The 14,678-nt window shown below is 68.1% G+C and carries 12 protein-coding genes; 7 read left to right on the forward strand and 5 right to left on the reverse strand.

What is annotated here, in order from left to right; translation table 11 throughout:
* The first annotated feature begins 39 nt into the window (after nucleotides 1-39).
* From F1640_RS14640 to F1640_RS14650, 3 genes are read left to right on the forward strand one after another with little or no spacing between them, the layout of a single operon-like run.
* Nucleotides 40-1,551: an efflux transporter outer membrane subunit gene (locus tag F1640_RS14640; protein WP_194919838.1), complete on the forward strand. Its 1,512-nt coding sequence runs from the start codon at nucleotides 40-42 to the stop codon at nucleotides 1,549-1,551.
* Nucleotides 1,544-2,695: an HlyD family efflux transporter periplasmic adaptor subunit gene (locus F1640_RS14645; protein ID WP_124807711.1), complete on the forward strand. Its 1,152-nt coding sequence runs from the start codon at nucleotides 1,544-1,546 to the stop codon at nucleotides 2,693-2,695. The genes F1640_RS14640 and F1640_RS14645 overlap by 8 nt, the downstream gene beginning before the upstream one ends.
* Before the next feature lie 12 nt (nucleotides 2,696-2,707).
* Nucleotides 2,708-4,237 (forward strand): DHA2 family efflux MFS transporter permease subunit, encoded by a 1,530-nt coding sequence (locus tag F1640_RS14650; RefSeq protein WP_125954855.1) that lies wholly within the window; start codon nucleotides 2,708-2,710, stop codon nucleotides 4,235-4,237.
* Nucleotides 4,238-4,287: 50 nt separating this feature from the next.
* On the opposite strand, the gene F1640_RS14655 is transcribed toward F1640_RS14650, so the two are convergent.
* The 5 genes from F1640_RS14655 to F1640_RS14675 all read right to left on the reverse strand — a co-directional run bounded on the left by F1640_RS14655 (nucleotide 4,288) and on the right by F1640_RS14675 (nucleotide 11,312).
* A complete protein-coding gene (locus tag F1640_RS14655; protein WP_194919840.1) occupies nucleotides 4,288-6,564 on the reverse strand; it encodes a TonB-dependent receptor in 2,277 nt (758 codons plus the stop codon).
* A 128-nt stretch (nucleotides 6,565-6,692) separates the two neighbouring features.
* Nucleotides 6,693-7,103 carry a hypothetical protein gene (locus tag F1640_RS14660; protein ID WP_194919842.1) on the reverse strand — a complete coding sequence of 137 codons (411 nt, stop codon included), beginning with the start codon at nucleotides 7,101-7,103 and terminating at the stop codon, nucleotides 6,693-6,695.
* 70 nt (nucleotides 7,104-7,173) lie between these two features.
* Nucleotides 7,174-7,857, reverse strand: coding sequence for a Fe2+-dependent dioxygenase (locus tag F1640_RS14665; RefSeq protein ID WP_194919844.1), 684 nt, complete (start codon nucleotides 7,855-7,857; stop codon nucleotides 7,174-7,176).
* 15 nt (nucleotides 7,858-7,872) lie between these two features.
* On the reverse strand, nucleotides 7,873-8,673 hold the full coding sequence (locus tag F1640_RS14670; protein ID WP_194919845.1) for an energy transducer TonB: 801 nt from the start codon (nucleotides 8,671-8,673) through the stop codon (nucleotides 7,873-7,875).
* A 200-nt stretch (nucleotides 8,674-8,873) separates the two neighbouring features.
* Complete coding sequence (locus F1640_RS14675) at nucleotides 8,874-11,312, reverse strand: TonB-dependent receptor domain-containing protein (RefSeq protein ID WP_194919847.1); 2,439 nt, start codon at nucleotides 11,310-11,312, stop codon at nucleotides 8,874-8,876.
* A 163-nt stretch (nucleotides 11,313-11,475) separates the two neighbouring features.
* Here F1640_RS14675 and F1640_RS14680 point away from each other — a divergent pair, with 163 nt between their 5' ends.
* The 4 genes from F1640_RS14680 to F1640_RS14695 are packed head-to-tail and all read left to right on the forward strand — an operon-like array spanning nucleotide 11,476 to nucleotide 14,675.
* Entirely contained in the window at nucleotides 11,476-12,192 is a 717-nt protein-coding gene (locus F1640_RS14680) for a PepSY-associated TM helix domain-containing protein (RefSeq protein ID WP_206694691.1), read from the forward strand.
* Between the two features lie 16 nt (nucleotides 12,193-12,208).
* On the forward strand, nucleotides 12,209-12,685 hold the full coding sequence (locus F1640_RS14685; protein ID WP_124807704.1) for a DUF2271 domain-containing protein: 477 nt from the start codon (nucleotides 12,209-12,211) through the stop codon (nucleotides 12,683-12,685).
* An 11-nt stretch (nucleotides 12,686-12,696) separates the two neighbouring features.
* Nucleotides 12,697-13,674 (forward strand): DUF4198 domain-containing protein, encoded by a 978-nt coding sequence (locus tag F1640_RS14690; protein WP_194919849.1) that lies wholly within the window; start codon nucleotides 12,697-12,699, stop codon nucleotides 13,672-13,674.
* On the forward strand, nucleotides 13,671-14,675 hold the full coding sequence (locus tag F1640_RS14695) for an FAD:protein FMN transferase (protein ID WP_309229273.1): 1,005 nt from the start codon (nucleotides 13,671-13,673) through the stop codon (nucleotides 14,673-14,675). Before F1640_RS14690 ends, F1640_RS14695 begins: the two co-directional genes overlap by 4 nt.
* The last annotated feature ends 3 nt before the right edge of the window (nucleotides 14,676-14,678 follow it).

Consider the following 14,678-nt stretch of genomic DNA (forward strand, 5'->3'; position numbering starts at 1 on the left):
GCGTTAATGCCTAACCGTACCACAGAGTACGGTTTTCCCATGACTCATCACCATTCCCGTTTTCTTCCGGTGCTTGCGCTCGGCGGCTCGCTGTTGCTGGGTGCCTGCGCGTCGATTCCGCACCAGGGACCGGCGCCGACGATTCGCGCGGCGGACAGCTTTGCCGCCACGCGCGCGCTTGCCCCCCAGCCCGTGCCGGCGAACGGGGTGCCAGCTGCGGCCTGGCCCGAAGCCAACTGGTGGAACGTTTACGGCGACAGCCAGTTGACCGCGCTGATCGAGGAAGGACTGGCCGGCGCACCTGATCTGGCGGCGGCGGCGGCGCGCCTGCGCGCGGCGCGCGCCCTGGCGCAGCAGGCCGGCGCCGCACGCCTGCCGTCGCTGGGCGTGCAGGGCAGCGTGGGCGAAAACAAGCAGAGCTACAACAACGGTATCCCGCCCGCCTTCGTGCCGAAGGGGTGGAACGATACCGGGCAGGTCGCCGCCACGCTGGAATTCGACCTCGATCTGTGGGGGCGCAACCGGGCCGCGCTGGCGGCCGCCACCTCGCAGGCCGAAGCGGCGCGGATCGATCTGGAACAGGCGCGGCTGGTGCTGTCCACCAACATCGCCAGCGCCTATGCCGATCTTGCCCGTCTCACGGCGGAACGCGCGGTGCAGGCACGGGCGCTGGAACTGCGGCAGCAAACGCGCGCGCTGGTGTCCGACCGCGTGACCACGGGCCTCGATACGCGCGGCGAACTGAAGCAGGCCGATGCCGCTGTGCCGGCCTCGCGCGCTGATCTTGCCGCCACCGACGAAATGATCGCGCTCACCCGCAACCGCATCGCCGCGCTGGTGGGCAAAGGGCCGGATCGCGGCATGGACATCGCGCTGCCCGCCGTGGTGGCAACCGCGCGGGGCTTGCCGGTGGACGTCACCACCGACCTGATCGGCCGCCGGCCTGACATCGCCGCCGCTCGTGCCCGGGTGGAAGCCGCCGCCAGCCGCATCAAGGTGGCGCGCGCCGATTTCTATCCGGCGATCAAGCTGAGTGCGCTGGCGGGGTTTCAGGCGCTGGGCCTTGGCAACCTGTTCGACAGCGGCTCCACCTATGGGCAGGTCGGCCCCGCGATCAGCCTGCCGCTGTTCCGGGGCGGGGCGCTGCAGGGCCAGTACCGGCAGGCGCGCGCCACCTATGACGAGGCGGTCGCGAACTATGACGGCACGGTTGCCACGGCGTTCCGCGAAGTGGCCGACGCCGTCGCCAGCCGCAACGCGCTGGCGGCGCGCCTCGGGGAAAGTCGGCAGGCGCTGGCCGCTTCGGAGCAGGCCTACTCGATCGCCCGGCAGCGCTACGAAGGCGGGCTCTCCACCTATCTCAACGTTCTGACCGCCGAGCAGCAGGTGTTGCAGAACCGGATGGCCGTCGCCGATCTCGAAGCGCGTGCCTTCTCGCTCGATGTTGCCCTTGTCCGCGCGCTTGGCGGCGGATTTTCGATCACCCGCGCGGCCGCAGATACTGCCGCCAGCACTGCTATTGCCGCACCGAAGGATTCCTCCCATGGCTGAAGCCGATCCCGCCGTTCCGACCGAAGGCGCCCAGATTGCCCCTGCATCGGGCAACAGCGAGAAACGCCGCACGCTTCTGCGCGCGATCGCGGCGGCGGTGGTGCTGGCCGCCGTTGCCTACGGCGTGTGGTACGTGCTTGTCGGCAGCCACTATGTCGAAACCGACAACGCCTATGTCGGGGCCGACACCGCCAGCGTCACCTCGATGGTCGCGGCGCAGGTTGCGGGCGTTCCGGTGCAGGATACGCAAGTCGTGAAAAAGGGCGATGTGCTGGTGCAGCTCGACGATCGCGATGCCCGCATCGCGCTGGCGCAGGCCGAGGCGGAACTGGCCAAGGCCCGCCGGATGTATGGCCAGACGGCGGCGACCAGCACGGCGCTGGCGGCGCAGGTCGCCGCGCGCGAGGCAGACATCACCCGCGCCCGGGCGCAGCTTGCCGCAGCCGAGGCGGAGTTCACCAAGGCCCGGATCGATCTCGACCGTCGCCGCCGCCTCGCACCCAATGGGGCGGTGTCCGGCGAGGAACTGACGAGCGCGACCAACGCCTTCGCGGCGGCGCAGGCCAATCTCGAACTCGCACGCGCTGGCGTGGCGCAGGCCGCCTCCACCCGTGGCGCGGCCAGCGGGCAACTCGCCGCCAACAACGCGCTGATCGCGGGCACCAGCGTCGCCACCGCGCCCGAAGTCCAGGCCGCCGAGGCCCGCGTGGCGCAGGCCCGGCTCGATCTGGAGCGCACGGTGGTCCGCGCGCCCGTCGATGGCATTGTCACGCGGCGCAACGTCCAGGTGGGCCAGCGCGTCGCGCCCGGCGGTGTGCTGATGCTGGTGGTGCCGGTGGGTCAGCTCTATGTCGACGCCAATTTCAAGGAAGGCCAGCTTGCCAAGGTGAAGATCGGCCAGCCGGTCACGCTCACGTCTGACCTCTATGGCGGCGGCGTGACCTATCATGGCAAGGTGACCGGGCTTTCGGGCGGCACCGGTGCGTCCTTTGCGCTGATCCCCGCGCAGAATGCCACGGGCAACTGGATCAAGGTCGTCCAGCGCCTGCCCGTGCGTGTCACGCTCGATCCGCAGGAACTGCGCGATCATCCGCTGCGCGTGGGCCTGTCGATGACCGCCGAGGTTGACGTTTCCGGTAAGTGAGGAGGCGGTCCCATGGCCGGTTCGACTGAGGCTCCCGTAGCGATCCGTGGCGCCGCGCTGGCGATCGCCGGGATCGTGCTGGCGGCGTCCAACTTCATGGTCGTGCTCGATACGACCATTGCCAACGTTTCGGTACCGCACATCGCGGGCAGCCTTGGCATTTCCACCAGCCAGGGAATCTGGATCATCACGTCCTATTCCGTGGCGGAGGCGATCTGCGTTCCGCTGACCGGCTGGCTTGCCGGCCGTTTCGGCGCGGTGCGTACCTTCATTTTCTGCATGATGGGCTTCGGCATCTTCTCGATGCTGTGCGGCATGTCGCCCACGCTCGGGATGCTCGTCGCCTGCCGGATCGGACAAGGACTGTGCGGTGGGCCGCTGATGCCGCTGTCGCAGACGCTGTTGATGCGCATCTTTCCGCCGGAACAGCGCAACCAGGCGATGGCGCTGTGGGCAATGACCACGGTCGTCGCCCCCATTCTCGGCCCGATCTTCGGCGGTTCGATCAGCGATGCGTGGTCGTGGCACTGGATCTTCTTCATCAACGTGCCGGTGGTTCTGCTGTGCAGCTTCGGCGCGATGCGGGTGTTGCGCCCGGCCGAAACGCCGACGGAAGACCTGCGCGTCGACCGTACCGGCCTGGTGCTGATGATCATCTGGATCGGCGCGTTGCAGATCCTGCTCGATCTGGGGCGCGAGCGCGACTGGTTCGGCGATCCGCTGATCGTGGCACTGGGCATCATCGCGGTGATCTTCTTCGCGATCTTCCTGGCCTGGGAACTGACGGAGGAGCAGCCGATCGTCGATCTGCGCGTGTTCCGGCACCGGGGGTTCACGGTATCCACGCTGTCGCTGGCGCTGACCTACGGATGTTTTTTCGCAACCTCGGTCATCATCCCGCAATACCTGCAGGTCGGGCTTGGCTACACGTCCACCGATGCCGGCTATGCAACCTCGTTCATCGGCGTGGGTGCGGTGATCATGGCACCCATCGTCGGGCGGCTGGCGTCGAAAGTGGACCTGCGCTTGCTCGTTTTCGGCGGCATCCTGTGGCTGGGCATGGTGTCCTGGCTGCGGTCGGGCTGGACGGCGGATGCCGATTTCTGGACGCTGTCGTTCCCGCAGATGGTGCAGGGCTTCGGGATGCCGGCCTTCTTCATCGCAGCGACCGCGCTGGGCCTGAGCGCGGTGGAGCCGCGCGAAACGGCATCGGCGGCCGGGGTGATGAGCTTCATGCGGACGATGGCGGGCGCGATCGGCGCGTCCATCGCCACGACCTACTGGGACGATAGCCAGCGCGTCGCGCGTAGCGAGATCGTCGGGCGTCTCAACACCACGCAGACGGCGGACCGGCTTTCGTCGCAAGGTTTTTCGCTCGATCAGACGCGACAGGTCATCGCCAACATCGTCGATCGCGAAAGCCTGGCGCAGGCGACCAACCACGTCTTCCTGGTGCTGGCCGTGCTGTTCGTGGTGTCGGCCATGGTCATCTGGCTGACGCCCAAGCCAAGCCGCGAAGTGGATAGCTCGGCCGCGCATTGATCCGGGGCCGGGGCGGACGGTAATCGCGCCCGCCCCGGCCTTTCCGACGACTACAGCTTCCAGTTCACCTGCGCGGTAAACGACCGCTGCGGGAAGGGGTGGAACAGGTAGTACTTGTCGTTGTTGAGGTTATCGACGCCCAGCGCGAAGTCGAAATGGTCGTTCACGTGGAACACCGCGCGCATGTCGATCACGAAGTACTTGTAGAACCCCTGATAGGTGTTGCCCACCGTATCGCTGTTATCGAGCGTGGCGTAGTTGCGGCTGGCATAGCGTGCGGCACTGGTGAGCGAAAGCTTCTCGCTCGGCCGCCAGGTTAGCACCGCGTTCGCTTTCCAGTGCGGCACGCTGGGCAGCAGCCTGCCGACCGAGGCCGGAAAGGCGCTGTTCCGGCTGGTGATCGCGTCGGCATAGGTCACGCTGCCGGCCACGTCGAAGCCCGGCAGCACGTCGCGTCGGTCGATCGCCAGTTCCACGCCCCGCGCCCGCGTGCGGTCCACGTTCTGGACATAGCTGCTGGTGATCTCCGGCTTGTCGATGTTGGTCTGCGAGATCAGCGCGCCGTCGATCACTTCGTTGAACAGCGATACGCGCAGGGTGCCGTGGGCGTCCTGCTGCTCGATCGCCAGTTCGCCGCTGCGCGCGCGCTCGGGGCGCAGGTTGGGGTTGGGATTGGCGAACAGCGTACCGACCGTGGTCGCCTGATAGAGTTCGCCCACGGTCGGAAAACGCCACGCCTGTCCGAACGAAAGGCGCGCGGTCCAGTGCTGCGCGGGCTTCCATTCGAGCGAGGCCTTGGGCGAGAAGCCACTGGCCTTGCGCTCCGCCTGCGGCAGTGATTTGCCGCTGGCGTTCAGGTTGTAGCCGTCCCACGCGCGCCACCATTCCTGCCGCGCGCCGAGCGTCAGCGTCCACTGCGGGGTGATCCGGATCGCGTCCTGCGCCCACACCGCCAGCGTGCGCGTCTTGCCACGCGAAGCGGTGCTCAGCGCGCCTTGGGTGGCGGTATCGAGCCAGTTGCTCGCCAGGAAGGTCTGCGCCGCCAGTTTGTAGCGATCGCCATGCCCGCCGAAGCTGACCTCGTGCGCGCCGAGATGGAGCGCGGCCTTGGCGTCGAGCGTCACCCAGCCGGTGCCGTCCTGCCGCTGGATCGTGCCGGCCCCGCCGGCGAAGGCGGACGGCAGCTTGTTCACGGTCGGGCCGCTGGCGGCGGTGGACGGGCCGTTCTGGAGATCGTGCGCGTAATTGTAGAGCGTGCCGACAACCTGCCAGTCGATCGCCTTCGATCCGCCCTGCGCGGTCACCGCGTGCGAGAAGTGCAGCGCGTCGCGGGTATAGACGCCGGAATTGAAGCCGGTGGTCACGCCGGTGTTCGCGGTGGCGTAGGTCGTCGCGCCCGTGCCGTCGCGCAGATAGCTGTCCACGGTGCCGCGCGTCTTGTCGGTCCAGATGCCCAGAACGTAGCTGAGGCGCGTATTGCCGCCGAGGTCGAGCGCGGCCTTGGCCTTCCAGGTGTTCTGCTCGTGATGCTCGATGCCGCCGGCGCCCAGCACCTTGATCGCGGCGCCGGTGCGGTTGCGGTCGTCATAGGCGCCCGTAGTTCCCGTCGGCGCGGCCGTCGCGGTTACGATGCTCACCGGCTGGCTGTTCGCCACCGTGCGCGTGCCGCTCAGGAACACCGCCAGCGGGCCGAAGCGGTCGCCGACCGAACCGGCGAACTGCCACGTCGGCAGGGTCTGGTGCGTGCCATAGAGGTTGGACTGCTGGATATTGGTCAGGACCGAGGCGTGGGCTTCCAGCTTGTCGGGCAGGCGGGTGGTGATGTTGACCACGGTGCCGATGCTGTTGCCGGCATAGGCGGCCGAGAACGGGCCGTAGAGCACGTCGATCCGCGCGATTTCCTCCGGCGTCACCAGCGTCCAGCGGGGGCTGCCGTTGCCGTTGTTGTTAGCGATCAGCGCGGACAGGATCGCCCCGTCGGCGAAGATCAGGCTGCGCGCGCTGGAGCCGAGGCCCGAGGTGCGCGTGGCGATCGGCGCGAAGTTGTCGCCGATGTGCCGCTTGCGCACGACCAGGCTGGGCAGGTACTTGAGCGTATCCTCCACGCTGACCGCGTTGATCTTCTCGGCGATCAGGTCGGCGGTTACCGCCGCCTTGGTGGAAGGCGCGTTCTCGATCGTGGCGGCCTGCTTCTGCGCGATCACCAGAATGTCGGAACGGGGCGCGTCGGATGCCGTGGCGGCGTCTTCCTCCGCATGGGCGGAAATGGGGGTGAACGCCAGCGCGGTGGCCAGCGTGGAAAGGGACGTGACGAACGAAATCCTCATGGCGGATTTCTCCTCCGGTATCTTTGAAATGGCGGAGGCATGGCGCGGATGGGCGCAATCATGCTTTTCCGGAACATCGGCGCGCGTTCAGGCGCCGGGACGGACGGTCGGGTGCGACCGGCCGGTGTTCAGGAAAGCGCTGGCGGGCCGCGCAACGGCGGCTGGAGGCGTGCGACGCGCCGGATGACCGGTGCGGGAACGGCGGCGAAGCCAAGTGCCAGCACGAAGGCGATCGCCAGCGCCAGCAGGATGGGGTCCGCGCCGCCCAGCGCCGGGAAGGCATGGCCGGCAAACGGGCAGACATCGTGCGCCTTGGTGTTGGCGTCGGTGTTCTTGTGCGCGCCGTCGCGGGCGGGAATGCTCACCTGCGTGGCGGTGCGTTCGCCCAGCGAATCCGCGCAGACCAGCAGGGTGAAGGTCCGGGCCTGCGGCGCCACCATGTACCCCGCCGGCACCAGCGCCTTCATGCACAGCGCCAGCGCCACCAGGGCGGCGGCGATGGTGCGATGGCGCAGGAGAAAGGCGCGGAGCGATGCCATTGCGGCGGCCGTTAGTCGGTCACGGCGGGTTTGTCACGCACCCGCCGCATCTGCGCCCGCGTCCGGTCGCTCAGGCGTCGGCCCAGCGCCGCAGCAGGTTGTGATAGACGCCGGTCAGGCGGATGATCGAAGGATCGCTCTGCCCCACGGTCGCCCCCAGCGTCTGGATCGCCTGATCCAGATCGAACAGGCTGGCGCGCGCCGCGTCGTCGCGGATCATCGACTGGATCCAGAAGAAGCTCGCCACCCGACGCCCGCGCGTGACCGGTTCCACGCGGTGGAGGGAAGATGAGGGGTAGAGCACCGCGTGGCCGGCAGACAGCTTGACCTGCTGGACGCCGAACGGCGTTTCCACGGTCAGTTCGCCGCCGTCGTAGTTCTCGGGCGATTCCAGGAAAACCGTCATCGACAGGTCCGATCGCACGCGGAAGTTGGTCTCCTTCTGGATACGCACGGCATTATCGACATGGGTGCCGAAGGCCTGCCCGCCGGCATAGCTGTTGAACAGCGGCGGGAAGATTTTCAGCGGCAGCGCGGCGGCGATGAACAGCGGGGAGGCGCCCAGCGCTGCCAGGATCATGTGCCCCGCCTGCTGCGCCTCCGGCGCTTCCTCGGGCAGTTGCAGGTTGTTCTTGGCGAGCGCCGACTGGTAGCCGGACGTGGTGTTGCCATCGGTCCAGGGCGCGCGATCGATCAGGGAGCGGACCGCCGCGACGCCATCGGCATCCAGCAGGCCGGGAACGGGAATAAGCATGAAAAAGTGCTGCCTTCAGCCTTGCAGAACAAAGGGAATTTCGACGACGCCGCGCACTTTCACCGCCTGCCCGCCGCGCAGGGTCGGCTCCCAGCGCCATTTGCGCACGGCGGACAGCGCGGCATCGTCAAGCCGGCGGAAGCCGCTGCTGTTGCTGACCGAAATCTGTTCGACCGCGCCATCCAGCCCCAGGACCAGCGCGAGCACCACGGTCCCTTGTTCCTTGTGACGGCGGCTTTCCACCGGATAGCGCGGGGGAGAGCCGGCGACCATCCGTGTGCCGAGATCGCCACCCTGCACTGTGCTCGGCGCGGCGGGCGGGGCTGGCGGCGCGGGGGGAGCCGGCGGTGTGGGCGGGCCGGGCTGGATCACCGGCTGCGGCACCGGATCGATCGCGGCCGGGGTCGCGGCAACTTGCGGGATCACGATCTGGGGCAGCGGTTGCGTGGTGGGAACGGGCTGGGTCTGCGGCGGCTGCTTCGCCTGCGGCGGGGGAGGCGGCGCGAGCGAGAGCGTGACGGCCACCAGCCGATCTTCCTGATGCTTGGCGGCGTGGTGCTGCACGGTCAGCAGCCCGGCGACCGCCGCGATATGCACCGCCGCGGTGATAACGAGCGCCCGGGTGCTGAAACGGCGGCCTTCGCCATAGCGCGCGCGGGGGGTGGCGGGCGCTGCCGAACGGACGCCCTGCGTGCCGGACGCGACCAGCGTTATCCGCGCCTTCGCCGGCGCATCGCCCTGCATCGCCGCGTGGACCTGGTCCCACGAAAGCACGGTATCACCGTCCGCGATCAGCCCTTCAGCCTTGTGCAACACGATCTGCCTCCGTGACTCGCGCCGATCCGACGGACTTTGTCTTTAATGCGAATTACTCGCATATCATGCCTGTTGCAAATGCATATCAACAATGATTCAGATCAAAGTTGCCGCACGCCTGTCCCGAAACGACAAACCCCGCCGGCAGGGCCGGCGGGGTCGCTCCGGATAACGTGGCGTGCGATCCGGCGCGGATCGGATCAGAGCTTCACGTTCAGCGTGAACACCGCCGAACGCGCGTCGCCCGGCGTCGCCCAGCCGTTGTTGCGGATGCGCGTGTAATAGAGCGCGTTGGTGAAGTTCTTGACGTTGAGCTGCGCGGAGATTTCCGGCGTGATCGCGTAGGACAGATAGGCCTGATGCACCCAGTAGGCCTTCGAACGCAGCACGGTGGGAGCGGCCAGCGTCGGCGCGGCGAAGGCGAAGCTGCCCTGGTAGGTCGCGCCATAGCCCACGGTCAGGCCGAACGGCAGGGCATAGGTGGTGAACAGGCTGCCCGAATGCCTGGGCGTGTTGGCGAGTTCGGACCCCGCGCCGGGATCGGGATTGGCCGCGCTGTTGGCGCACCCGCTCGCGCCCGGATTGTTCAGGCAGAAGTCCGATACCGACTGGATCAGCTTGCCCTTGAGATAGGTGTAGTTCGCGGTGATCGACCAGTTGGGCGTGATCCGGCCCGAGGCGCTGAGCGCGATGCCATCCACGCGCGAATGGCCATCAAGCTGCTGATCGGGCACGATCGGATCGTTCGAGGCGACGGCGTAGCGGTCCCGTTCGTTGCGGAACGCGGCGGCGGAGAGCAGCAGGCCGCCGTCGAACAGTTCGGCCTTGGCGCCGATCTCGTAGTTCTTGGCGGATTCGGGCGAGATGTTGCAGGTCGCCGTCGAGCAGGAGCCGTTGACCGAGGCTTTCGACGGCGTGCGCGAGTTGCCGTAGGCGACATAGAGGCTGACCGCTTCCACCGGCTTATAAGTGAGGCCGAGGCGATAGGAGAACAGGTCGGCACTGTTGCGCAGCGTCGCGCCGATCAGGCGATCGCCCTTGCTGTAGGTGACGATCGGGCCGCTGGCGGTGCCCGACGGTCCCGAGCCGTTGAAGGCGGCGATCGCATCGGTGCGGTTGCTGCCCGATACGTGATCGTAGCGCGCGCCGAGGCTGAGTTCGAGAAAACGCCCGAGCTTGAGCGTATCGAGCGCATAGACCGCGTAATTGGTCTGTTCGCCGCGCTGATAGCTGGTGGGGGTGGTATTGATCGGCCCGGTATAGAGGTTGGCGCTGTTGGGATCGGCGATGCTGCCGAACGGCAGGTGGCGCGCCGTGGTGGTCCGGTCATAGGGATTGGTGCCGTCGGCGTTGCGCAGGGCCGATGCGCCGAACAATTCGAACTTTTCCCAGGAAGCTGCCGCACCCACGTCCAGCGTGTGCTCGATCCCGGCAGTATTGAAAACCGCCTTCAGGTCGATCTGGTCGAACATCAGCTGGTTGCGCGTGTCGCGCACGTTGCCCTGGGGGCCGGTCAGCAGGTACGATCCGGCGGGCACGGTGATCGCCACCGTGGCCGGGCCGCCGAACGAGGTCGCCGTCACCGGGCTGATTGCCGAAGCGGAAGTGGTGCAGGCGCCGCCCGCGGGCGTCACGCCGCTCGCCAGGCAGAAGGTGCCCTGCGGCGCGGTGGCGATGGAAAGCTGGCGCACGTCCTGCCAGCGGGCCAGATTGCGGATCGAAACCTTGTCGCTGAATTCGTGCTCGAACGTGGCGGTGAACTGGTCGACGTTGATCTTCTGCTTGTCCACGCCGCGCAGCCCGTAATAGCCCGAGCGGCTGACGCCCGCCGGCTTGCCGCCGGCGCTGGCGTAGTAAGGCACGCCGTATTGCGGGATATTGGTGTCTTCCTGGTGGTAGTATTGCAGCGTCAGGCGCGTCGGGCTGTCGATCCCGATGGTGACGGCCGGCGCGATGCCCCAGCGCTTGTAATCCTCCACGTCGCGGCCGGGCACGTCGTTCCTGTGCGCCATGGCGTTGAGGCGGAACGCGATCAGATCGTTGACGCGGCGGTTCACGTCCATGGTGCCGCGATAGTAGTTGTCGGTGCCGATGCCCGCGCTGAACACCGCGCTGTTATCGCCCTTGGGCCGCTTGGTGATCAGGTTGATGTTGCCGCCGACCGAGCCCGCGCCCGAGATCACCGAGTTGGCGCCGTTGGTCACCTCGATCTGGTCGACGTTGAACTGATCCGAGCGGGTGTACTGCGCGCTGTCGCGCACGCCGTCCACGGTGATGTCGTTGTTGGCGCTGTAGCCGCGCAAGTTGATGCTGTCGCCATAGCCGCCGCCGCCTTCGCCCGCGCCGAAGGTGATGCCGGGCACGGTGGAGAGCACGTCGCGCAGCGTCAGCAGGTTCTGCTGCTCGATCACGTCGCTGGTCAGCACGGTGATGGTCTGCGGCGTATCGCGCACGGGGCGCGTGCGCTTGGGCGATTCCAGCTTGCGGCCCGGCTCTTCGGTGATCGCGGTGTCGGTCACGGTCATGCCGCCCAGCTTGCGACCCTGTTCCGCTTCCTGCGCCTGGGCCGGGCCGGCGAAGGCCAGCGCGCTGACGCAGCCGAGCGCGAGGAACGATGCGGTCGACGTTGTTCTGGTCACGGAAATTTTCCCCCTTGGTTTGGAATTTCAAGGCCCGGATATTGCGATTAATTCGCAGAGTCAATTCTATTGATAATTATTTGCAACAATGCCAAAGGCTGCCGCAGACGTCGCGAGGCGCTAGTATGCCCGTGCTTGGGAATCGTGCGGGCTGGAGGAAACGTTGGACGGGATTCGGGTTATCGAGCGGGAAACCGGCGCGCAGGGCGGAGGCGATCCGCATACCGGAGGTGCTGGCGTTCCGCCGTCACCCGCCGCGCCGCGCCGCAAGTCGCGCAAGGCTCGCCAGTTCTGGCTCAGACAATTGCACACGTGGCACTGGATCAGCGCTGCTGTCTCGCTGGTGGGCATGTTCCTGTTCGCCATCACCGGGATCACGCTCAACCACGCCAGTTCGATCAGCGCGGAACCCAAGGTCGTTTCGCGGCAGGCCACGCTGCCGCCCGCCCTGCGCGGCGTGCTGGAAGCCGGCGCGCGCAAGGACGCGCCCGTGCCCGAACCCGTGGCGGCCAGCCTGGTCGGCCTGGTGGGACTCGACGTGCGCGGCCATGCCGCCGAATGGAATGACGATGAAGTCTATGTCGCCCTGCCCGGGCCGGGGCGCGATGCCTGGGTCAGCATCGATCGCCAGACCGGCGAGGTAACGTCGGAGCGCACCGATCGCGGCTGGGTTTCCTATTTCAACGATCTGCACAAGGGCCGCAATTCCGGGGCCGGGTGGTTCTGGTTCATCGACGTGTTCGCCGCCGCCTGCGTGATCTTCACGCTCACCGGCCTGCTGCTGCTCCAGCTTCACGCGCGGCACCGCCCGTCCACCTGGCCGCTGGTCGCGCTCGGCACGGCAATCCCGCTCGTCATCGCTCTCTTTTTCATCCACTGAAGGACTGTTCACGCCCATGCGAAAAAGCCTGATCCTCGTGGCCGGTGTCGTGGCCACCCCGGCCAGTGCCGGCACCTTGACGGTCACCGTCCCGCGCCTTTCGGTCGCCGAATACCACAAGCCCTATGTCGCGGCCTGGATCGAGCCGGCCGCCGGCGGCCCGGCGCGCACGCTGGCGGTGTGGTACGACGTGAAGAAGAAGGGCAACGAGCCAGGCACCAAGTGGCTGGCCGATCTGCGCACCTGGTGGCGCAAGGGCGGCCGCAGCCTGAACCTCGCGGCCGATGGCGTCAGCGGCGCCACGCGCGCGCCGGGCGCCTACCGCATTCCGCTGCCGGCCGATCTGCGCCCCGGTGCCTATGTCGTCCATGTCGAGGCGGCGCGCGAGAGCGGCGGGCGGGAACTGGTCTCCGTGCCACTGTCCGTGCCGGTGCGCGATGCCTCGGCCACCGGGCGTTCCGAACTGGGCGCCGTTTCCGTCACTGTCCGTTGAAAGAGCGATCGATGCCGAACAAGACCCTTCTGCTGGCGGTGGGCTCGCTGGCCTTCGCCGTGCCCGCGCAGGCACATGACGCCTGGTTCCTGCCCTCGGTCACCGTGTTGTCGGATACCAACCAGGGCATCACGGTCGATGCCGCCACCTCGTCCGTGCCGTTCGTCGCCAACCATGCGCCGCTGAACGTGGATGCGGTGCAGGTGCAGGCGCCCGACGGCACGACCGGCAAGATCGAGAACGTCGCGCGCGGCCGCTATCGCAGCACGTTCGACGTGCTGATCGACAAGCCCGGAACCTGGCGGATCGGCACCACGATGGATGCCGTGATGGGCAGGTTCAAGGTCAATGGCGAGGACTGGATGGTCGGCCGGCGGCGTGGTCCGGGCGGTCTGGGTGGTCCCGGTGCTGGTGGTCCTGGCAGGGGCGCCGAGGGCGGCAACCGCCCGCCGATGCCGCGCGCTGGTGGTCCGGGCGGTGGTCCGGGCGGTCCCGGAGGTCCGGGGGGCGAGGGCGGCGGGCCGCGCCGCATGATCGATCCCGCGCATATCGTCGCCAGCGTGGCCGACATTCCGGCGGGCGCGACCGATCTCGATCTCACCCAGAACCAGAGCCGTAACGAGTTCTTCGTCACGGCCGGCGAACCGACGCAGACCGTGCTCCAGGCCACGGGCAAGGGGCTGGAAATGGTGCCGGTCACGCACCCTGACGATCTCGTCACCACCGAGCCAGGCAAGTTCCGCTTCCTGGTCGATGGCAAGCCGGCGGCCGGTCTCAAGGTGGAATTCGTGCCCAATGCCCAGCGCTTTCGCGATGGCGATCATGCCCAGGCGCTGACGACCGGGGCGGACGGGGTGGTTATCATCAAGTGGCCGGTCGCGGGCTTCTATTGGGTGAACGCCAGCCTCACCGATGACAAGCCCACCACGCCGCGCGCGACCAAGCGCCGCCTGACCTATACCGCGACGCTGGAAGTCGTGGCGCCGTGACCATCGCGGCATCGACCGTTCCGGCGAGCATACGGATCGCCGTGCCGGAACGGATCGATGAAACGGCGTTGGCGCGCCTCGACCGGAGTGCGCCCGTGGTCGATTGGGAAGGCGCCACCATGGGCACGCGCTGGCGTGTCCGCGTGGCGCTGCCGGCGGGATACGATGCCGCGGTGCTGGCGGCGCGCGTCCAGGCCCGCCTCGACGGGATCGTGGCGGAGATGAGCCACTGGGAGCCGTCGTCGCTGCTGTGCCGCTACAACCACGCCGCGCCGGGAAGCTGGACCGCGCTGCCCCCCGATTTCGCGGCGGTGATCAAAGCGGCGCTGCTGGTGGCGGAACGGTCGGCAGGGGCCTTCGATCCCGCGCTGGGCCGGCTCACCGACGTCTGGTGGCTAGGGCCACGCCGGCCGGACGCGCCACCCGACGAGGCCACGATCGCGCGGGCGCTGGCGGCTTCCGGTTGGCGGCGCCTCGCGCTCGATCGGGCGGGCGAGGGCGTATCGGCTCGCCTGCGCCAGCCGGGCGGACTGTGGCTCGACCTGTCGGGCGTGGCCAAGGGCTATGCCGCTGATGCCGTGGCCGACCTGCTGGCGCGGGCTGGCATCGCCCATGCGCTTGTCGAAGTCGGCGGCGAATGCGTGGGGGCCGGGATGCGCCCCGATGGCGATCCGTGGTGGGTCGATCTGGAGACGCCCGCCGGCATCGCTCTGCCGCCGCTCCGCGTGGCGCTGCACCAGTTGGCGGTGGCGACCTCGGGCGATTACCTGCGCGGCGCGCACACGCTCGATCCGCGTACCGGCCATGTGCCGATCGGCGCGGCGAGTGCCGTCAGCGTGCTGCACCCCTCCTGCATGATGGCCGACGCCTGGGCAAGTGCGCTGGGCGCGGTCCCCATCGCGGAGGCGAGGGATCTGGCCGCGCGGGAGGGCCTCGCCGCGCGCCTGATCGCGCGCGACGGGGGCGAATGGCTCAGCCCGGCCCTTTCCGCGATGCTTTGACCG

The sequence above is a fragment of the Novosphingobium sp. NBM11 genome (assembly GCF_015390225.1).
Lineage (GTDB): Bacteria > Pseudomonadota > Alphaproteobacteria > Sphingomonadales > Sphingomonadaceae > Novosphingobium.